Annotated in this window: 22 protein-coding genes and 1 other RNA gene; 22 read left to right on the top strand and 1 reads right to left on the bottom strand. The window is 36.7% G+C overall.

Translation table 11 applies throughout. The annotated features are described in order from the left end of the window. The first annotated feature begins 21 nt into the window (after positions 1–21). The 9 genes from FR7_RS12620 (at position 22) to ssrS (ending at position 8,851) form a co-directional block, all read left to right on the top strand. Positions 22–534: an adenine phosphoribosyltransferase gene (locus FR7_RS12620; protein ID WP_007933988.1), complete on the top strand. Its 513-nt coding sequence runs from the start codon at positions 22–24 to the stop codon at positions 532–534. A 28-nt stretch (positions 535–562) separates the two neighbouring features. Beyond that, entirely contained in the window at positions 563–2,773 is a 2,211-nt protein-coding gene (locus FR7_RS12615; protein ID WP_007933989.1) for a RelA/SpoT family protein, read from the top strand. After that, positions 2,770–3,219 carry a D-aminoacyl-tRNA deacylase gene (gene dtd / locus FR7_RS12610; RefSeq protein WP_007933990.1) on the top strand — a complete coding sequence of 150 codons (450 nt, stop codon included), beginning with the start codon at positions 2,770–2,772 and terminating at the stop codon, positions 3,217–3,219. Before FR7_RS12615 ends, dtd begins: the two co-directional genes overlap by 4 nt. Before the next feature lie 13 nt (positions 3,220–3,232). Next, positions 3,233–3,853 (top strand): MBL fold metallo-hydrolase, encoded by a 621-nt coding sequence (locus FR7_RS12605; protein ID WP_007933991.1) that lies wholly within the window; start codon positions 3,233–3,235, stop codon positions 3,851–3,853. Positions 3,854–3,876: 23 nt separating this feature from the next. Next, entirely contained in the window at positions 3,877–4,920 is a 1,044-nt protein-coding gene (locus tag FR7_RS12600; RefSeq protein ID WP_007933992.1) for an AI-2E family transporter, read from the top strand. A gap of 9 nt (positions 4,921–4,929) precedes the next feature. After that, positions 4,930–5,385 carry a Fur family transcriptional regulator gene (locus FR7_RS12595; protein ID WP_007933993.1) on the top strand — a complete coding sequence of 152 codons (456 nt, stop codon included), beginning with the start codon at positions 4,930–4,932 and terminating at the stop codon, positions 5,383–5,385. A 137-nt stretch (positions 5,386–5,522) separates the two neighbouring features. Further along, positions 5,523–6,788, top strand: coding sequence for a histidine--tRNA ligase (gene hisS / locus FR7_RS12590; RefSeq protein WP_007933994.1), 1,266 nt, complete (start codon positions 5,523–5,525; stop codon positions 6,786–6,788). A gap of 1 nt (position 6,789) precedes the next feature. Further along, positions 6,790–8,583: an aspartate--tRNA ligase gene (aspS, locus tag FR7_RS12585; protein WP_007933995.1), complete on the top strand. Its 1,794-nt coding sequence runs from the start codon at positions 6,790–6,792 to the stop codon at positions 8,581–8,583. Positions 8,584–8,680: 97 nt separating this feature from the next. Further along, a non-coding RNA gene (ssrS, locus tag FR7_RS12580) (6S RNA) lies at positions 8,681–8,851 on the top strand. 109 nt (positions 8,852–8,960) lie between these two features. Here ssrS and FR7_RS12575 read toward each other — a convergent pair. After that, positions 8,961–9,278, bottom strand: coding sequence for a hypothetical protein (locus tag FR7_RS12575; RefSeq protein WP_007934001.1), 318 nt, complete (start codon positions 9,276–9,278; stop codon positions 8,961–8,963). Positions 9,279–9,459: 181 nt separating this feature from the next. On the opposite strand from FR7_RS12575, the gene FR7_RS12570 reads away from it, so the two are divergent. From FR7_RS12570 to mltG, 13 genes are all read left to right on the top strand, one after another. Then, complete coding sequence (locus tag FR7_RS12570) at positions 9,460–10,749, top strand: replication-associated recombination protein A (protein WP_007934004.1); 1,290 nt, start codon at positions 9,460–9,462, stop codon at positions 10,747–10,749. Between the two features lie 104 nt (positions 10,750–10,853). Beyond that, a complete protein-coding gene (locus FR7_RS12565; RefSeq protein WP_007934006.1) occupies positions 10,854–11,312 on the top strand; it encodes an RrF2 family transcriptional regulator in 459 nt (152 codons plus the stop codon). Then, positions 11,293–12,498: a cysteine desulfurase NifS gene (gene nifS, locus FR7_RS12560; protein ID WP_007934008.1), complete on the top strand. Its 1,206-nt coding sequence runs from the start codon at positions 11,293–11,295 to the stop codon at positions 12,496–12,498. Before FR7_RS12565 ends, nifS begins: the two co-directional genes overlap by 20 nt. 29 nt (positions 12,499–12,527) lie before the next feature. Continuing rightward, the gene (gene nifU / locus FR7_RS12555; protein ID WP_007934010.1) at positions 12,528–12,899 is read left to right on the top strand and encodes a Fe-S cluster assembly scaffold protein NifU; all 372 of its coding nucleotides are present in this window, start codon (positions 12,528–12,530) and stop codon (positions 12,897–12,899) included. Positions 12,900–12,907: 8 nt separating this feature from the next. Continuing rightward, positions 12,908–13,999, top strand: coding sequence for a tRNA 2-thiouridine(34) synthase MnmA (mnmA, locus tag FR7_RS12550; RefSeq protein ID WP_007934012.1), 1,092 nt, complete (start codon positions 12,908–12,910; stop codon positions 13,997–13,999). 148 nt (positions 14,000–14,147) lie between these two features. Continuing rightward, a complete protein-coding gene (locus FR7_RS12545; RefSeq protein WP_007934013.1) occupies positions 14,148–14,651 on the top strand; it encodes a PRC-barrel domain-containing protein in 504 nt (167 codons plus the stop codon). Positions 14,652–14,694: 43 nt separating this feature from the next. Continuing rightward, complete coding sequence (locus FR7_RS12540) at positions 14,695–14,877, top strand: hypothetical protein (RefSeq protein ID WP_007934014.1); 183 nt, start codon at positions 14,695–14,697, stop codon at positions 14,875–14,877. 109 nt (positions 14,878–14,986) lie between these two features. Then, complete coding sequence (locus tag FR7_RS12535) at positions 14,987–16,012, top strand: AI-2E family transporter (protein WP_007934021.1); 1,026 nt, start codon at positions 14,987–14,989, stop codon at positions 16,010–16,012. A gap of 82 nt (positions 16,013–16,094) precedes the next feature. After that, positions 16,095–18,713, top strand: a complete 2,619-nt coding sequence (gene alaS / locus FR7_RS12530; RefSeq protein ID WP_007934022.1) for an alanine--tRNA ligase — start codon at positions 16,095–16,097, stop codon at positions 18,711–18,713. A 185-nt stretch (positions 18,714–18,898) separates the two neighbouring features. Beyond that, the gene (locus FR7_RS12525; RefSeq protein ID WP_007934023.1) at positions 18,899–19,153 is read left to right on the top strand and encodes an IreB family regulatory phosphoprotein; all 255 of its coding nucleotides are present in this window, start codon (positions 18,899–18,901) and stop codon (positions 19,151–19,153) included. A 26-nt stretch (positions 19,154–19,179) separates the two neighbouring features. Continuing rightward, positions 19,180–19,596, top strand: coding sequence for a Holliday junction resolvase RuvX (ruvX, locus tag FR7_RS12520; RefSeq protein WP_007934024.1), 417 nt, complete (start codon positions 19,180–19,182; stop codon positions 19,594–19,596). Positions 19,597–19,665: 69 nt separating this feature from the next. Further along, the gene (locus FR7_RS12515; protein ID WP_007934025.1) at positions 19,666–20,007 is read left to right on the top strand and encodes a DUF1292 domain-containing protein; all 342 of its coding nucleotides are present in this window, start codon (positions 19,666–19,668) and stop codon (positions 20,005–20,007) included. 198 nt (positions 20,008–20,205) lie between these two features. After that, positions 20,206–21,213, top strand: a complete 1,008-nt coding sequence (gene mltG / locus FR7_RS12510; RefSeq protein WP_007934026.1) for an endolytic transglycosylase MltG — start codon at positions 20,206–20,208, stop codon at positions 21,211–21,213. Positions 21,214–21,216 lie beyond the last annotated feature (3 nt).

The raw sequence follows: 21,216 nt of genomic DNA, 5'->3' as shown, positions 1-21,216 counted from the left end.
AATATATAGGAGGTTCATTTCATGGATTTTAAAGAAAATATTAGGGTGGTAGCTGATTTTCCAGAAGCGGGTATTCGGTTTAAAGATATTACAACATTGCTGAAAGATGGAAAGCGTTTTCACCAAGCGATAGATGCTTTAACTAAGCCATTTAAAGGGCAAGGTATTGAGTTGGTGGTGGGACCTGAAGCGCGAGGATTTGTTATTGGCGCTCCTGTTGCCTATGCCTTAGAAGCTGGTTTTGTACCAGTGCGTAAACCAGGTAAACTGCCTGCTGAAACACTAAAGCATGAATATAATTTAGAGTATGGTAAAGACTCTTTGGAAATACATAAAGATGCGATTATTCCAGGGCAAAAAGTATTAATTGTTGATGATCTGCTGGCTACTGGAGGTACGGTACAAGCTACGATTGCTATGGTTGAAGCTTTAGGAGGAGTCGTTGTCGGTCTTGTTTTTCTAATTGAATTGTCTTATCTTGAGGGACGCAAAAATCTAACAAATTATAATATTACGTCATTGTTGAAATATTAGAAAGAATATAGTGTATTGAGGTGTGCATATGGATTGTGACGGGCAGAATACAATTAAAGAGATTATAAAAAAAATACAATCCTACCAGATTGATGCTCCTATCGCAATTGTTCAACAAGCTTATGAGCTTGCTGTTGATGCTCATAAAGGGCAAACACGAGCTTCGGGTGAAGAATATATTTGCCACCCGCTAGGAGTAGCTAAGATACTATCTGAATTACAAATTGATGCACTGACTATTAGCGCATCCTTATTGCATGATGTTGTGGAAGATACAGCTTTTTCCTTGGAAGAACTTGAAAAGTTATTCGGTAAAGAAGTTGCTATGTTGGTAGATGGGGTAACTAAACTAAGCCGAATTGAATATAAATCAAAAGAGGAACAGCAGTTAGAGAATTTTCGTAAAATGTTTTTGGCTATGGCGAAAGATATTCGCGTAGTATTGATAAAATTGGCTGACCGCTTACATAACATGCGTACTCTTAAGCATATGCCGGAACATAAGCAGCGCAGGATTTCTCAAGAGACTCACGAAATTTTTGCTCCTCTTGCTCATCGGTTAGGGATATCTAGTGTAAAATGGGAATTAGAAGACCTCGCATTTCGCTATTTAGAGCCTGAAAAGTATTACGAATTAGTTGAAAAGGTAAAACAAAAACGCCGTGAACGGGAACAATTGATTAATGAGGCCATCAAAATTTTATCAGCACGTTTAGACGATGTTGAGATTAAAGCTGATATACAGGGTCGACCCAAGCATTTTTACAGCATTTATAAAAAAATGCTTAAGGGGAATAAAGATCTTAGTGAGATTTACGATCTGTCTGCTGTCCGAATATTAGTAGATACGGTCAAGGATTGTTATGGAGCCTTAGGTGTTGTGCATACGTTGTGGAAACCGCTGCCCTTGCGGTTTAAAGACTATATTGCCATGCCAAAGAGTAATATGTATCAATCATTACATACAACAGTAATCAGTACTGAAGGACAGCCTTTAGAAATTCAAATTCGTACAATGGATATGCACCGCACATCTGAATATGGTATTGCGGCTCATTGGCGCTATAAGGAAGGGTCTAAAGGGGCTAATAAAGATTTTGATGAGAAATTGACATGGCTTCGGCAGCTCTCTGAGTGGCAGCAAGATTTGCGAGATCCCCATGAGTTTATGGAAACTGTTAAAATGGATATTTTCTCGGATGAAGTATTTGTCTTTACCCCTAAAGGAGATGTAATTGATTTGCCGGCGGGATCCACGCCTATTGATTTTGCTTATCGTATTCATACGGGTGTAGGAAATCGTTGTGTTGGTGCCCGTATTAATGGTAAAATGATTCCACTTGAAACCAAATTAACTAATGGAGACATTGTGGAAATTGTTACAAGTAAAACGGGGAATGGGCCTAGTTGGGATTGGCTCAACATAGTAGGCTCTTCCGATACTAAAAATAAAATCCGTCAGTGGTTCAAGAAGGAAAAACGGGAAGAAAATATTATTAAAGGCCGGGAAATGCTCGAAAAAGAGAGCAAAAAAATAGGATATGATTGGCGTGAGCTAGCCAAAGGGGAAAGATTAGCTGAAGTTGGGAAGAAATTTAACATACAGACAGAAGAGGATTTAATGGCGGCATTAGGTTATGGTGGTGTAACAACTCATGGCATAATGACTAAGTTAATTGAAGCCTATAAAAAAGAAGTAGGGAGTACTAAAGAGGCCTCTGATGTTTCAAAATTATTAGCTAAACTTAAACCGCATAATAATACTAATAAATCAGGACATGGTATTTTAGTAGAAGGTGAATCTGGTTTAATGGTGCGGTTAGCCAAATGTTGTAACCCATTGCCAGGAGATCCCATTATCGGTTATATTACAAGGGGACGTGGAGTATCAGTACATCGTGCGGATTGTACTAATATTTTAGTTCAGCCAGAGGAATATGAACGTATGATTGAAGTGAGTTGGGATTTAACTGCTGGTAATTTATATAAAGTGATTATTGAGGTTACAGGTGTAGATCGTTCTGAATTATTATCTGATATCCTTTTGGTTACTTCTGAGAGCAAAATTAAAGTCAGTTCTGTAAATGCTAAAGTACTAAAAAGTAATATTGGCTCTATTACATTAACCTTAAATATTAGTAATTTAAATCAATTAGAGCATATTATGACTAAAATGCGCCGTGTAAAAGATGTATATAGTGTACATCGGGCTATGCCTAATTTAGGTGGTGTAGGATGAGAGCAGTTGTTCAGCGTACATTACAATCAAGAGTATCTGTTGATAATGAAGTTATAGCTGCCATTGGTCAAGGATTGACAGTATTATTAGGGGTTGGGCTGGAAGATACAGAAGAAGATGTATCGTATTTGGCAGAAAAAATTGTAAATTTACGAATTTTTTCTGATAATAGTGGTAAAATGAACTTATCATTATTGGACATAAAAGGAGAATTACTAGTTATTTCACAGTTTACCTTGTTTGGCGATTGTCGGAAAGGGCGACGCCCAAGCTTTGATGAAGCAGCTCCTCCAAAATCAGCTCTAAAACTATATGAAGCTTTTATTGATCGTTGTAAGCAGTTCGGCATAGTCGTTGCTACTGGAAAATTTCAAGCGGAAATGACGGTGACTTTAGATAATCATGGACCAGTCACTATTTTACTTGATAGCAAACGAATTTTTTAGGAGGTGAACCATAATGAAAATTATTAAATTAGAAGTAGGGAATCTGGGGGCTAATTGTTATATTGTTTACGGCAAAGAAACTCTAGAGGGCGTCGTAATTGATCCTGGTGGCAACGCTCAGGATATTATCAATATCATACAACGAGAAAATATTAAAATAGCAGCCATCATTAATACCCATGGACATGCAGATCATATTGGTGATAATGATAAAATCAAGGAGTATACTGGTGCACCGATACTGATTCATAAAGATGATGCCAGTATGTTAACCAGTGCTCAAGGTAATTTATCTATGTATATTGGTAATAATCTTATATGTAAGGCAGCAGATCGTTTATTAACGGATGGTGAAATCATTCCAGTTGGGGGAATGAAACTTCAAGTAATACATACCCCTGGTCATACTCCTGGAGGAATATGTATAAAAATCAATGAGGTTGTATTTAGCGGCGATACCTTATTTGAACAATCTGTAGGTAGATCTGATTTTCCTGGGGGGTCACATCAGCAATTAATAAAAAGTATTAAAGAAAAATTATTGATTTTATCTGATGCTACCCAGATATTGCCTGGACATGGGGCAGGAACAACCATCGAAAATGAGCGTTATAATAATCCATTTATTCAATAACCTTATATGAATGGGGGAGTTCTATGTCATTTAAATCATATGATACTTGGTTTAAAATCAGCATTTTAGCATTAGGATTTTACATCATAATAAAAGTTATGCCTATTTATTTTCCTATCATTCTTGCTATGATATTGGCATTTATTTTGAACCCACTGGTAAACTATATCACTAGTATAGGATTTGGGGTAAAAAAGAGACATATTGGTCGAGGTATTTCAGTAATATGTGCCTTTTTAATACTTATTTTATTTCTTTTGCTTGTGGGGACTTTTGTATTATTGCCCTTTATACATGAATTTGATAAATTTATTGTTGATTTACCAAATTTAATATCAAAAATACAAAATATTGCCATCAAAATTCAGCAGCGTGCCCAATTATTAGATCTTCCGGCAAATATTAACACTTTTATTGAGCAAGCTATTACTAGTGCTGCTTCCTTTTCTGCTGATTTAGCTAAACGTATATTGCAGGCTGTATTTGGCTTTGCCTCAAGCATTGTTGAACTTGTGGTTGTACCTGTCCTTGCTTATTATTTTTTAAAAGACTGGAGCATTTTAAAAGATAAGATCGTATCATTATTTACAGTGGAATCTCGTGGCAAAGTTCGTAAAATTATCGAGGAAATGTCTCTAGTCATTAGTGCTTATATTCGAGGACAAGTAATCATAAGTATCATTATTGGTATCTTTGTATTTAGTGGTATGTATCTGTTAGGGGTAGATTATCCTTTGGTGCTCGGGCTTCTTGCAGCATGTACAGAATCCATTCCCATTATTGGACCCATTATTGGTTCTGTTCCAGCCATTATGCTGGCATATTTGATTTCTCCAACGTTAGCATTTAAGGTGATTATCTTTTATATTCTTGTGCAATTCCTTGAGAACCAGATTGTTGTTCCGAATATCATGGGGCATACTATTGATTTGCATCCTGTTGCGATTATTATTAGTTTGTTAATTGGTAGTCAGTTATGGGGAATTATTGGAATGATGCTGGCTGTTCCAGTAGCGGCTCTCTTGAGGGTATTAATTAAACAGTTATGGATAACAAATGAAAGATAGGTGGATAAAATGGCAATTGACATGGTGGATATTAGACAAAAATTTCAAGAGAAACAATATAAGTTAACACCTCAGCGTAGAATTATTCTAGAAGCTTTCGTTGATCATCAAGATGAACATTTAAGCGCAGAAGATGTGCATACCATTGTTCGTCAACATTCATCTGAAATAGGACTAGCTACTGTATATCGTACTTTAGAGTTGTTTAGCGAATTAGATGTTCTGCAAAAGATGGATTTTGGTGATGGACGCAGTCGTTATGAAATTAACGAGAAAACTACACCACATCATCATCATCATCTGATTTGCTTAGCCTGCAATAAGGTAAAAGAATTTGAAGATGATCTACTAGAGACTCTTGAAACTGTGATTTCCCGTAAAAGTAATTTTACGATTGTTGATCACCAAGTGAAGTTCTATGGGTATTGTGAGGAATGTCAGAAAAAGCGTGAGATTAGCGAATAATTTATTAGTGTTTTTAGATAATTGATCACTAGGTAATTGACAGTAATAGGCTATGTTAGTAACTGATGTTGCTATGAAGCAACGTCAGTTTTTGCCTGTTCAGAATGATATTAAAGGTGATAATAAGGAGGAAAACTATGTTGGTAACAGGTCCGCGCGGAACGAAGGATATATTGCCTGAGGCTAGCGGCAATTGGCAATATATTGAACAAGTTGTCCGGGATATTTGTCGTTTGTATTTATATAAAGAAATCCGAACTCCGGTTTTTGAGCATACAGAATTATTTTTGCGTGGTATTGGCGAAACAACTGATATTGTAGAAAAAGAAATGTATACTTTTACTGACAGAGGTGAGCGTAGCCTTACCTTGCGGCCTGAGAATACAGCTGCAGTAGTACGTTCTTACTTAGAAAATAAATTATATGCTGATACGTTATTAAACAAGCTTTTTTATATAGGACCGATGTTTAGATATGACCGCCCTCAAGCTGGAAGATATCGTCAATTCCATCAATTTGGTGTGGAAGCATTGGGTTCTAAAGGACCAGCTATTGATGCTGAAATCATTATGTTAGCAGTACAGTTACTCAGAAAATTGGGGTTAGATGATTTAACGTTATATTTGAATTCCGTAGGATGTCCACAATGCCGACCCATTTATCGTGAAAAATTACAGGATTTTTTACGGGAGAAAACTTCACATTTATGCTCGGATTGTCAATCGAGGTTTGAACGTAATCCGATGCGGGTGCTTGATTGCAAAAAAGAGAAGTGTACCGAACAAACCCAAGGTGCTCCTCATATTGCTGATTGTTTATGTGATGAATGCAGTACACATTTCAACCAATTAAAATCATTATTAACTCTAGCGGAAGTTGATTTTATTCTAAATCCTCGTTTGGTTCGTGGATTGGATTATTATACGAAAACTGCATTTGAGATTCAATATGCACCTCTTGGAGCACAAAGCGCTGTATGCGGTGGCGGCAGGTATGATGGTTTGGTTGCTGAATGTGGAGGACAGTCAACTCCAGGTATTGGCTTTGCAATTGGTATAGAGCGTATCTTGCTGGCTTTGGAAAAGCAGAATTTATTGCCCGTTATTTCAAATAACATTGATGTGTTTGTTGCACCAATGGGAATTGATATGCAAGGAATTGCTTTTAAGTTGCTTTGTAAGTTGCGTGAAAAGCGTATAACTGCAGAAATGGATTTTATGGAAAAGGGTATTAAGTGGCAGATGAAGCAGGCCAATAAGTATTCCGCTAAATTTGTCGCTATCATTGGTGACGAGGAAGCTGCGCAAAACAAAGTCATGTTAAAAAATATGCTAACTGGTGTGCAAGAATTAGTGAGCATGGATGAAGTACAGCAAAAGATAGAATTAGATTTGGAGGCTTAATATGGAAACAATGGTAGGTTTAAAACGAACACATTCGTGTGATTTTCTAAACAAAGAAAATGTAGGACAAGAAGTTGTATTATGTGGATGGGTGGCACGTCGTCGTGACCATGGGGGACTTATTTTTATTGATTTGCGAGACCGTTCTGGTTTTGTGCAAGTTGTTTTTTCCCAAGAAGTAGATATTGAGTCCTTTAAAAAAGCAGAGTCAGTTCGCTCTGAATTTGTATTAGCGGTTCGTGGTACAGTAAAATTGCGAGATGCATCTACGATAAATGCCAACATTGCAACAGGTGAGATTGAAGTTTATGCTGCAGAACTTAGAGTTTTAAATGCTGCAAAAACTCCACCGTTTTATATTCAGGATAATATTGATGTAGATGAAAATTTACGCTTAAAGTATCGTTATTTGGATTTACGCCGTCCAGAGATGCAAAGAAATTTAATGCTGCGGCATCGTGTAACTAAAAGTATGCGGGACTTTTTTGATAATAATGGTTTTATGGAAATTGAAACACCTGTCCTTATGAAAAGTTCTCCAGAAGGCGCTCGAGATTATTTAGTGCCAAGTCGTGTAAATTCCGGAAAATTTTATGCGTTACCTCAATCTCCTCAAATTTTTAAACAAATGCTAATGGTTGCGGGGATGGAGCGTTATTTCCAGATTGCACGCTGTTTCCGTGATGAAGATTTACGAGCCGATCGGCAGCCTGAATTTACACAGCTTGATATTGAAATGTCTTTTGTTGACCGTGAAGATCTTTTGCCGATGATGGAAGAGATGACAGTTCAATTATTTAAAGAAGCGATTGGTGCTGAACTGCAAACTCCATTCTTGCGTTTGAGTTATGATGATGCAATGAATCGTTTTGGTTCTGACAAGCCTGATGTGCGTTTTGATATGGAGCTTATTGATCTTTCCAATGCTGTTCAGGGATCAAACTTTAAAGTATTTGAAGCTGTATTAGCAAACGGGGGGCAAGTAAAAGCAATAAATGTTAAAGGATATGCCCATGCTCCAAGGCGCGAACTTGATGGTTTAATTGAGTATGTTTCAATTTATGGTGCTAAAGGATTAGCTTGGATTAGTTATACTGCTGATGGTATTAAGTCTGCCATTACTAAATTCTTATCTGATGATATTATGGGAGCTATTACTAAAGCTGCTGAAATTGAAACTGGCGATTTGTTGCTCATTGTTGCAGATAAACCATCTGTTGTCGCTAATGCATTAGGTCAGCTACGCTTAGAAATGGCTCGTCGTCTTAACTTAATTGACGAGGATAAGTTATCTTTCTTATGGGTTGTAGATTTTCCAATGTTCGAGTATGACGAAGAAGAAAATCGTTGGGTTGCTATGCATCATCCGTTTACTTCACCAAGAGAAGAAGATATACAATATCTAGAAAGCGATCCTGGTCGCATCAAAGCCAAAGCCTATGATATGGTACTTAATGGTACTGAAATCGGTGGCGGCAGCATGAGAATTTATAATCGCGAACTACAAGAACGAGTATTTACAGCAATTGGATTATCTCAAGAAGAAGCAGTAGCTAAATTCGGTTATATGCTAGAGGCATTTGAATTTGGCACACCACCTCATGGTGGAATTGCCTTTGGATTAGATAGGCTTATTATGTTAATGGCAAAACGTTCTTCCATCCGTGATGTAATTGCTTTCCCGAAAAACCAAAGTGCTACTGATGTAATGACGCAGGCACCATCTGAGGTTGATGCTAAGCAATTAAGAGAGTTGTCGATTAAGACAACGGTTTCATCTAAAGTTAAAGTTTAAAAAGAGATACATTAAAAGAGCGAGGAATGGTAAAATGTTCCTTGCTCTCATTCTTGCTATTTAGTGATGGATTTGTTACTATAAATTTAAGAAAGAAATGACTCTACTGTGTACGTAAACGTTAGATGTTTTGATCCAACACATTGTATTAGGGAGCCTATCTCTGCTTACTGCAGTATACCCTTTAGGGAAACCTAATGTGAGCAGGAGGGCACCCACCTGCTTAAGCAGGTTCAAAACACTAGCACTACGGCATGGTGGAGTATCATTTTATTTTAATGTTAAAAAAGCCGCTCTAAATTCTCATCTTCTATAGGTGAGAATTAGAGCGGCTTAATTTGATTGATAAGTTGACTAACCATCTTATCCAGATCGTTCTATTTGGCGATTAAACTTTCATGAATATGTACACGCTTGTCCAATTTTTGAATATCTTCCCAAGCATAACGTAAGTCTTTTTTTATGGAGCTAGTATCTTTTTTCAAGGTTGTGGTATCCTTACGAATGGCCAAAACATCACCTTTAAGATTGGAGACATCGCTGCTTAGACTGAGGAGGTCATCTTGCAAGCTATCAAGCCTCTCATTGATAGAGGCTTGTCCCTCTGTTAACGTATCAAGTTGTTGATCGATAAGATCAAAACGTTCTGTAATTTGTTTTTGACCTGCAAGGAGCTGGCGAAGGATGTCTTCCATATTATCCGTCCTTTAATCAATAAATTTCAAATTAATTTTAAAAAATACAAGTTACTACAAGCACTTATATAAAGTATAATAAAAGCTGTATATAAAGTCAAAGAAAAATAATAATTGAAAGATATTGTAATAAAATGGAAGTTGATATGCCTTAATATATTTTTGAAGAGAAGGTGGTATAATGGATTTATTTTCATATTCCAATCAAGTAGAGAATAAGCAAGCGGCTCCTTTAGCTGTACGTATGCGTCCAAGAATTTTGGATGAGTTTATTGGACAGAATGATATTATCGGCGAAGATAAATTTTTACGAAGGATGATTGATGGCGATAATCTTCCTTCGATGATTTTATTTGGACCACCGGGTACAGGGAAGACAACCTTAGCGCAAATTGTTGCTAATAGTACTGGTAGTCATTTTGAAAAATTGAACGCTGTGTCAGCAGGCATTGCTGATATCCGTAAGATTGTAGAGGCTGCACAAGAAAGGCTTGGATTTTATCGTCAGCGTACGATTGTCTTCATTGATGAAATACATCGATTCAATAAAGGGCAGCAAGATGTATTGTTACCTTATGTGGAAGATGGCAGGATCATTTTAATTGGTGCAACAACTGAAAATCCTTATTTTGAAGTAAATGCTGCCTTACTATCTAGAATGCGAGTGATTCGTTTAAAATCCCTTGGAGTGGCAGAGCTCGTAGAAATTATGGAACAGGCCATTGCCGACCATGAGCGTGGATTAGGTAAGTTTAATCTTGTTTATGATCAAGAAACACTATCAACCATTGCTGATCTATCAGGTGGTGATGCACGAGTAGCATTAAATATTCTAGAGCAATCAGCCACTATGATGAGTTCAATGGATACAAAAAAAATAACAATTTCCATTCTTAAAGAAGTAGTGGGCGAAAGAATACAGCCTTACGATAAATCCGGAGATCATCATTATGACATTGTTTCGGCTTTTATTAAGAGTATGCGTGGATCGGATGCTGATGCTGCAGTACATTACTTGGCACGTATGGTTGCTGCTGGGGAAGATGTTAAGTTTATTGCTAGGCGTATCGTAATCTGTGCGGCTGAAGACGTTGGTAATGCAGATCCTCAGGCTTTAGTTGTCGCAATGGCTGCTGCTCAAGCAGTTCAGTTCATTGGTATGCCCGAAGCGCGGATTATTTTATCACAGGCTGTGATTTATATTGCTACAGCACCAAAAAGTAATGCATGTTATATGGCTATTGATCAGGCGATCAATGATCTTAAACAAAAAAATTGCGGGCAAGTTCCTCCTCATTTACGAGATGCACATTATCAAGGTGCTGAAAAATTAGGTCATGGAGCAAATTATTTATATCCCCATAATTATGAGGGGAATATTGTCAAACAACAATATTTGCCAGATGCTTTGGTTGGTACAGTCTATTACAGACCTAGCAAAAATGGTAAAGAAGAAAATATCAAAAAATAAACAATTTCATTTTGACATTCTGCAATTATTTTGGTATATTAATAAATAAGAAAACCTACTATGCTACTAGGAATACTAGGATATAGCAAAGAGGAGAGGCTAATGTGAAAATATCTACAAAAGGACGTTATGGTGTGGCGGCCATGTATGATTTAGCCATGCACTATGGAGAGGGACCGATATCTTTAAAAAGTATCGCACAGCGGCAAAAAATTTCTGAAAATTACTTAGAACAACTCATGAGTACTTTACGCAATGCTGGATATGTTAAAAGTATTCGTGGCGCGCAAGGTGGATATTCTTTAAGCAAAGAACCTGAAAAAATCTCAGTTGGTGATATTATAAGAACCATGGAAGGTCCAATTGTTTTAGTTGATTGTTTGTTAACAGATGCAGAGGACAACGATTATTGTGAGCGAGCTGAAATTTGTGTAACCCGTGGTGTTTGGGCTAAAGTTTGCGACAGTATAAGTTCTGTTTTAGATTCAATTTCTCTTGCTGACTTGTGCAAAGAAGAACAATTACAAGGAGATGTATGTGATAATGGAAAGAATTTATTTTGATCATTCAGCTACTACACCGGTGGATAAGGAAGTAGCAAAGGTAATGCTAGAATATATGACAGAAAAATTTGGTAATCCTTCTAGTGTTCACTCTTTTGGCCGGGAAACTCGTAAGGCAGTAGAAGAAGCAAGACATAGTGTAGCAGCTTTACTTGGTGCTGCTGCAAATGAGATTTTTTTTACTAGTGGCGGCACAGAGTCTGATAATCTTGCATTAAAGGGCATTGCTTTTGCTAATCGAAAAAAAGGAAATCATATTATTACTACAGCTATTGAACATCATGCGATATTACACGCCTGTGAGTACTTAGAAAAACAAGGTTTTACAGTTACTTATTTGCCAGTTGATGAAAATGCTATGGTTAGCGTAGAAGATGTGAAAAATGCCATTACTGATAAGACAATACTCATCAGTGTAATGTTTGCTAATAATGAAGTAGGTACGATCCAACCTATTAAAGAGATTGGACAACTGGCAAAAGAAAAGAAAATATATTTTCATACAGATGCAGTACAAGCTGTAGGGAACTGTCATATTGATGTGAATGAACTTAATATCGATGTCCTTAGTTTGTCTGGACATAAGATATATGGTCCAAAAGGCATTGGAGCTATTTATATACGTAAGGGTGTAAAAATTGAATCTACGCAGCATGGGGGCTCTCAAGAACGCAAACTAAGACCGGGAACTGAAAATGTACCTGGTATTGTAGGATTAGGAAAAGCTGCCGAACTTGCTAGTATTGAATTAGATCAAAGAATTTCACATCTTACAAATCTAAGGGATAAACTGATTAAAGGAATCCAAGAAAAGATTTCTGATATTAAGCTAAACGGTCATAAAGAAATTCGTTTACCTGGTAACGTAAATATTAGTTTCTTATATGTGGAAGGGGAGTCTCTTCTTTTGAATCTTGATTTGAAAGGTATTGCGGCATCAAGTGGTTCAGCATGCACTTCAGGATCTCTCGATCCATCTCATGTCTTATTGGCTATGGGTCTTACACATGAAGTCGCACACGGCTCACTTCGGCTCTCCTTAGGACGTGGCAACACAGAAGCTGACATAAATTATTGCTTAGAAGTATTGCCGCAAATTCTTGAGAGATTGCGGAGTATGTCACCATTAAATGCCAATTCCAAATTAGCAGCTAATAATCCTTGTAGTCAATGCGATCATCATTAATTTAATTTATTTGAAAGGGGATGCTTTTTATGTATACTGAAAAAGTAATGGATCATTTTACAAATCCTCGTAATGTGGGTGAAATAGAAAATGCTAATGGTGTTGGAGAAGTTGGCAATGCCAAATGCGGAGACATAATGAGAATTTATTTAGACGTTCAAGATAATATTATTAAAGATGTGAAATTTAAAACTTTTGGCTGTGGTGCCGCCATTGCTACTAGTAGTATGGTAACGGAGTTAGTAATGGGAAAAACCCTTGATGAAGCCTTAAAAATTTCAAATGATGCAGTAGCTGAAGCTCTAGATGGTCTTCCACCCGCTAAAATGCACTGTTCTAATTTGGCAGCTGATGCATTGCATGAAGCGATTAAAGACTATATCAGCAAAAAAGGAAAGTGATTTAATTCATGAGTACGAAACCAAGAGTTCTTGTAGCGATGAGCGGAGGGGTGGACAGTTCTTTAACTGCCGCCCTTTTGGTGCAGCAAGGATATGATGTCATTGGTGCCACTATGCAGATATGGGATAAAGATGTGCCTGAAAGTGATACTGAGAATCGCGGATGCTGTTCGCTAAGTGCAGTTGATGATGCCCGCAGAGTTGCTGATAAAATAGGTATACCTTATTATGTCTTAAATTTTCGTGAAATGTTTGAAGACACTGTTATTGACTATTTTGTAGCTGAATATGGAGCCGGAAAGACTCCAAATCCTTGTATTGCTTGCAATCGTTATGTTAAATTTGAAGGTTTATTGCAAAAGGCATTAGCTTTAGGCGCTGAGTATGTTGCTACTGGTCATTATGCCCGTATCGGGTACGATGATACATTAGGCAGACATACGTTAAGTAAAGGAATTGATCATACTAAAGATCAATCCTACGCTCTATATCATCTGAATCAAAATACACTAAAACATTTTTTGATGCCTTTAGGTGATTATACGAAAGTAAATACAAGAGAGTTAGCAGCTGAGTTTGGATTATCTGTTGCTAATAAACCTGAAAGTCAAGAGATCTGTTTTGTGCCCGATGATGATTATAAGGGATTTTTGGCAGAGAAATCGCCTGATTCCTTACGTCCAGGTAATATAATTGATGTACATGGAAAAATAGTAGGGCAGCATCAAGGTTTGCCGTTATATACGATTGGCCAACGTAAAGGATTAGGTATTGCAGCAGGAAAGCCGCTGTATGTAGTAAAATTAGATTTTGCCAATAATCAGGTTATTGTTGGTTCTAATGAAGATGTATTTTCTTCTGAACTCATTGCTGAAGATTTAAATTTTATTACAATTGATCGTTTAGAAAAACCAATTACAGTTTCGGCAAAAATTCGTTATGGATCTCGTGAAGGAGTTGCTGTAGTAACTCCTTTAACAGAAGGCAGTGTGCATGTGAAATTCTTTGAACCGCAGCGCGCCATTACACCGGGGCAATCGGTGGTCTTTTATGATGGAGACATGGTCATTGGTGGAGGTATTATCAAAAATTCGGTTTGAGAATAATGAGGACAGGCTTTATGGAAGGACTTGGCATTATGCCAAGTCCTTTGGTGTTTTTGAGAATGATAAGAACCTTCGTATATTTATAAAAATAAGACATTTTGGTAATACTAAGATTACAATCTACATTTGGAGGCCATTTTTTATGCACAGATTGCAAGATTTACTTGGACTGCCAATATTGGAAACTGAAACAGGCACGCAAATTGGCCCAATAAAAGATGTAGTTTTACATATTGAAGAGGCAAGGGTATATGGCATTACAATTGATGAAGAAAAACCAAATTCTTTTGAAATGGGGATTGCTTATGTGGACCTTTTAAGTATAGGTCGTGATGCAGTTATGGTACGTAATCATTCTGTAATGCATCAATGTGCCTCTATCTTTGAAATAACAAGCAATTACTATGTTAAAGAATTATTTAAAAAAGAAGTTATTACAGAAGATGGTTTGCGATTAGGTATATTGGTGGATATTTTTTTTGATACTAGTACTGGCGAGATGAAATGGTACCAAATATCGGATAGTTTAGTAAGCGATTTACTATATGGCCGTAGGATAATGCCACTGCCTAAAATACAAATCGTTGGAAAAGATACAGTAATTGTTCCAGGAGAAATGGCAAAATTACTGCATAAAGAAGAGTAAAGAATAATGAAAGCTATTATTCTATGATGAGAGGTGTATATGTATGACAGCTTGCCCTGTATGTAATAGTAATCGGGCAATTGGTAAAGTGGGAGCAGCACAATATTATTGTTGGGATTGCTGCATAGAGTTTATTATTCGTGGAGATGACATTAAAATTTTCAGTGTTCAGCCAGATGGAACATTAACACTTTATTTAGACCCATTGGAAACAGTTGCACAGTAAAATGGTAATGTATCGGGATACATTACTTTAGATAAAGTGGAGGCCTGAGGGTCTCCCTTTTATTTGTATCCGCCAGGATGTATGACGATATGATGATGGAGTGATTTTTATGTTAGTAACTAAATCAGCGGTTAGAATTACTCTTATTATTGTAATTCTTATCAGTTTCTTATATTTCTTTTGGATGGTGCATAATGCACTATATCCTTTTATCATTGGCTTGTTTTTGGCGTATTTATTAAATCCTGCAGTATGTTATTTAGAGAGAAAAAATGTAGGAAGATTGTGGGCAATTATTGCTGTATATATTATTTTGTTTGGTGTTGTTATTGTTGGAGGAAGTAAGTTGCTTGCTCTATTTATTAAAGAGTTACAGTCTTTTGCCCTGGATTTACCATTTATGATAGAAAATATTAATAAGCTACTAACACAAATGCAGTCACAGTATCAAAATTCTACACTTCCTTATTATTTGCGCATTGCAATTGACAATAATTTATTGTTATTAGAAAATGAAATGCAGGAGTTTATGGGGCAAGTGGTAAATTTTATTATTAAAATTATTAGTCATTCTATTGGTTTGGCCATTAGCCCAATATTAGCTTTTTATCTTCTTCATGACTGGTATAAAATTAAAAGTGAAATTTTAGCATTATTGCCAAGTGGATGGCGAGCAGAGTTAATTTTATTTTTTCGGGATGTTGACAAAGTCTTAGGGGGGATTATTCGAGGTCAATTATTAGTAGCTTCCATTATTGGTGTGTTTGTAACAATCGGCTTGTATTTGCTGCAGGTAAAGTTTGCTTTAATTATTGGCATATTAGCAGCCTTATTCGACATAATTCCTTATTTTGGTCCTATTATAGGGGCTTCACCGGCAGTCATGCTGGCCATTTTGGAATCACCGTGGCTGACGATAAAAGTTATTTTACTCTTTTTTATTATTCAGCAAATAGAAGGAAATATTATTCATCCTAAAATCATTGGCGAAAATATTGGGCTTCATCCGTTAAGTGTAATTTTTGTTGTTTTTGTTGGCGGTGAAGTGGCTGGAATTATTGGAATGTTGCTTGGTGTTCCAGTCGCAGCAATCGGAAAAGTATTAATCCGTCATATTGTTAAAGTGTTGCTTTAAGGCAGCCATTAATTGACATCATACGATAATTTATGTATAATGTCGAACGAGAGTATGCCTAACTATCTGGAGGTTGAGAAACTTGAATTATATAAGTGGAAATGAACTACGTAAGAAATTTTTAGATTTTTTCAAAAGTAAAGATCATTTGATTTTGCAAAGTTATCCATTGATTCCTGAAAATGATCCTACATTATTATTAGTTGGTGCAGGTATGGCGCCATTTAAACCTTTTTTTACTGGTAAAATGAATCCGCCCCATCCGCGTATCAGCACGAGTCAGAAATGTGTGCGTACAGGTGATATCGAGAATGTGGGTCGTACTGCTCGTCATCACACTTTTTTTGAGATGTTAGGCAACTTTTCTTTTGGCGATTATTTTAAAAAAGAAGCGATCGCTTGGGCTTGGGAATTCATTACTGAGCATTTAGAAATGCCTAAAGATAAATTGTGGATAACGATTCATACAGAAGATGATGAAGCATTTGCAATATGGCATAATGATATACATATACCAGCCGATCGAATCATTAGAATGGCGGATAATTTTTGGGAAATCGGTCCTGGACCATGTGGCCCATGTTCAGAAATTTATTTTGATTTAGGTGAGGAACGAGGCTGTAATAAATCCGATTGTGCAGTAGGTTGTGATTGTGACCGTTTTCTAGAAATTTGGAATTTAGTATTTACACAATACGATCGTGACGAAGCTGGTAATTATACTCCTTTAGCTAAGAAAAATATTGATACAGGAGCAGGACTTGAACGTATTGCTTCTGTCTTACAGAATAAAAGATCAAATTTTGAAACAGATTTATTATTTCCGCTCATTGAGCATGCAGCAAAAGTAGCAAATGTCGAATATGGCTCAAATAGTAAAACTGATATTTCATTAAAAGTAATTGCCGATCATATTCGTAGTATGACGGTAATGATTGGTGATGGCATATTGCCTTCAAATGAAGGCAGAGGATATGTACTGCGTCGTATTTTGCGTAGAGCAGTTCGTCATGCCCGTTTGCTGGGAATTGAAAAAATATTCTTGGTTCCAATGGTTGATATCGTCAATACCATTTTTGCTGAAGCGTATCCCGATTTAGTAGAAAAGCAATCCTATATTAAAAAAGTGATTCAATTAGAAGAAGAACGCTTTCAAACAACATTAGTACAAGGTATGGAATTATTAAATGGACACATTCAAAAGTTGAAAGAATTGAATATTTCTGAACTGGATGGTGCTACTGCATTTAAATTGTACGATACTTTTGGTTTTCCTTGGGAGCTGACTTTAGAAATCTTAGAAGAACATGACATGCAGCTAGATAAACCGAATTTTGATTCTGCCATGAAAGAACAACGTGAGCGCGCGCGAGCTGCTCGTCAGGATCATGAGGATCAGCTGATTATCCCAGATTTATCTCATCTAGAAACAGAAAAGCTCATTGTTGATGAACACGCTGAAAATGGAAACATTATACTGGCTTGGAAGAATGGTATCCTAGCTGATGAAGTTCATGATGGTGAAGATGTAGCATTTATTCTGGATGTGACTTCTTTTCATGCAGAAGGCGGTGGCCAAATTGGTGATACTGGTTTTCTTGAAAGTTCATTAGGAAAGATGAAAATTACGGCTACTAAAAAACTAGTAAATGGTACTACTTATCATGTTGGGAATGTTACTGAAGGTTTATTCAGAGTTGGAGATCTTGTCAAACTTAAAGTTGATGATAATAGACGTCGTGATATTGCCCGCAATCATACCGCTACCCATTTGTTGCATGCGGCTTTAAAACAAGTATTGGGTACCCATGTAAATCAATCTGGATCTCTGGTAAGCTCCGAAAGATTACGTTTTGACTTTTCACACTTTTCTCAAGTTACCTCAGAACAACTCCTAGAAATAGAAAAATTAGTAAATCATGCAATTTTAGAAAATATTTCTGTTACTATCGTAGAAACTAAGCAGGATAAAGCCAAAGAAATGGGTGCGGTAGCATTATTTGGTGAAAAATATGGTGAAACAGTTAGAGTTGTTTCTGTTGGCAGCGTTAGTAAGGAATTATGTGGTGGCAGTCATGTTATGAATACGTCTGAAATATGCGTGTTTAAGATCGTTAGTGAAGCGGGTATTGGTTCCGGCATTCGAAGGATTGAAGCCGTAACAGGTAGTGGAGCTATGGAATATATTAATGGGCGAGATCGGATGTTATTAAGCACGGCGATAAAATTAAAATCACGCCCTGAAGAACTTGCTGTAAAAGTAGAAAGTGTTATGAATCGTGTTAAAGAATTAGAAAATGAACTAGCTGCTCTTACTAGTAAATTAGCGCATAGTGAAGTAATGGATTTATTGTCCAAGGTACAAGAGGTTAATGGCGTGCAAGTTGTTGTAGGCCAGGTAAGTATTAATGATATAGAGGGTTTGCGTACGATTGCTGATATGGTGCGTGACCGCTTACAATGCGGTGTTGTAACCCTTGGATCTATTCATGCTGATAAAGTTAATTTTGTTGCGATGGCAACGAAAGAAGCGATTCATAAAGGGATTCATGCCGGTAATATTGTAAAAGAAGTTTCCAAAATTACTGGCGGCGGTGGCGGCGGTCGCCCTGATATGGCGCAAGCAGGTGGCAAGCAGCCAGAGAAGATTTTTGATGCATTGCAGTTTGCTCTAGAAGTTATTAAAAATCAAGTTAAATAACACGAAAGTGTACTTAGAGAGAGTTTTATATTCTAAGTACACTTTTCATTTGTAAAAATGATTGCAAAGTATAACATTTAATAAGTTGAAGGATATAAGTATTTTTATTTTTCTAGAGGAAATAACTAGTCAAGGTAGAATATAATGGTTAGAGGCGGAGATAATATAAGAGAGGAGGATGCTCAATGCCTAATATATCGGAAGATACTATGATGTTTCGTGTGGATAATGAAGAAAATAATGCAGCTATGGTAATTAATGCTGTATATCAGTCGTTAAAGACCAAAGGATATAATCCAATTAATCAATTAGTCGGGTATCTATTATCTGGAGATCCTACATACATTACCAGCTACAATAATGCTCGTGGTTTAATACGCAAATTAGAACGGGATGAACTTCTAGAAGAGTTGGTAAGAGCATATCTCAAAGATAAATAACAGCTTTAGGTATAGTGGGAGGATAAATGCGCATACTAGCTCTTGATGTTGGTGATAAAACGATTGGTGTGGCAGCAAGTGACTTGTTATTATTAACAGCACAAGGTATTGAGGTGATTCGTCGTACCTCTTTGGAAAGAGATCTTAATCGTTTAAATGAAATTATTACTGAGTATGAAGTTGGGACAATCCTTATTGGTTTACCTAAAAATATGAATGGTTCCATTGGCCCTAGAGGTGAATTAATGCAAACCTTTGCGAATCGGGTAGCTGAAACGTTCCCTACAATGAAAGTAGTTTTATGGGATGAGCGTTTATCTACTGTTGGGGCGCAAAAAGCACTTATTGCTGCTGACGTAAGTCGTGCGAAACGTAAAAAGGTGATTGATAAAATGGCAGCAGTATTTATTTTACAAGGGTATCTGGATAGTTTATCTTGTTAATAACTTCCTTGACAGGATAACTTTTCTAAGATAAAATTACATGTACATTAAAAGGAAGAGGTGAAATGAATGGCTGATATTGAAAAAGATGACCTCGAAGAATTGGATGAAGAGCTCGTAGTTGTTATGACTGATGAAGAGGGTAATGAATATTATTATCGTGAGGAAATGATTGTTCCAGTTGGTGACAAGCAGTATGCTATTTTGATTCCCATTGAAGATGGCGAAGAGGAAGAAGATTGCGGATGTAGTACTGGATGCGGTTGTTCTGAAGATGAAGTTGATGTATATATTGCGCGCATTGATACTGATGAAAATGGCGAGGAAATATATGTCGATCCTACCGATGAAGAGTTTGAAGAAGTTCGTAAAGCTTATGAAGAACTAATGGTAGAAGATGAAGCCGAATAGGCTTCATCTTTTTTCAGTTGATATAATGGTAATTGAAGTTTTTTTTAGCGAAGGCTTTTGCCTAAGTCTGAGACTTGGCAGAAGCCTAGTCTTTTTTTGTCTTTTTGTGTATAATAAAGAAGACTTTTAGAGCGGCTTCATTATCAGATAAAGCCATTCCTTTTTATAAAATAGATACAAGCAGAGGTGAGGTATCCTATGACGTATAGGTTGAGGCAGTTTAAATGGCATATTGTATTGGTGTTAATTTGTCTTTGTTTGGGAAGTATCATATATAAGTTAACACAACCTGTTACTTCGCCTGCAGGAGAAACATTTGTTATTTCCGTTAAACCTGGAATGGCAGCCAATGAGATTGGAGAGCTTTTACAAGAGCAAGGTGCTATAAAAAGTGTTTTTATATTCCATGTTATTGCAAAAACTCAAGGCTTAGCAAATTCCTTACAGGCTGGTGAATATGTTTTAACTAGGGATATGACTGTGCAGCAAATTATTGCCATGTTGGCAAAGGGGCAAAGATTATATCAACAAATTACCATACCAGAGGGATATACTGTCGGACAAATTGCTAAACTAATACAAGAAAAACAATTAGGTAGTGCAGAAAGATTTCAGCAGTTAGCGCAAGAAGCTACTCCTTTTCCTTATATGGCAAATCAGAATCCTAATGTAATATATAAGGCTGAAGGTTATCTTTTTCCGGATACTTATCAAATTACTAAAGGAACTACTGAGGAACAGTTACTGAGTATGATGATATCTCAATTTGATAAAGAATTTAGTGAGAGTATGCGATCAAGAGCAAATCAAATGGGTTTTTCGATTAAGGATGTTATTATTTTGGCTTCTTTGGTGGAGAAAGAAGCGCAGATAGAAGCTGATCGCCCAGTTATCGCTGGAGTATTTATCAATCGTTTGAATTTAGGAATGCCGTTGCAGTCTTGTGCTACGATTCAGTATATTCTAGGTTATCCTAAAGCAGAGCTATCAGTACAAGATACTGAAATTCCATCACCTTATAATACTTATCAGCATATGGGGTTGCCTCCTGGACCTATCGCAAATCCTGGAATAGCGGCAATTAATGCTGTTTTATATCCTAAAGAAACGCAATTTGTATACTTTGTGGCTGATCAACAGGGCGCACATCATTTTAGCACAACATATGAAGAGCATCTTGCAGCAATCGAAGAGGTTCGTAAATAATAG

The organism is Pelosinus fermentans DSM 17108 (assembly GCF_000271485.2).
Classification (GTDB): Bacteria; Bacillota; Negativicutes; order DSM-13327; family DSM-13327; genus Pelosinus; species Pelosinus fermentans.
This window is presented reverse-complemented; position numbering and strand designations above follow the sequence as displayed.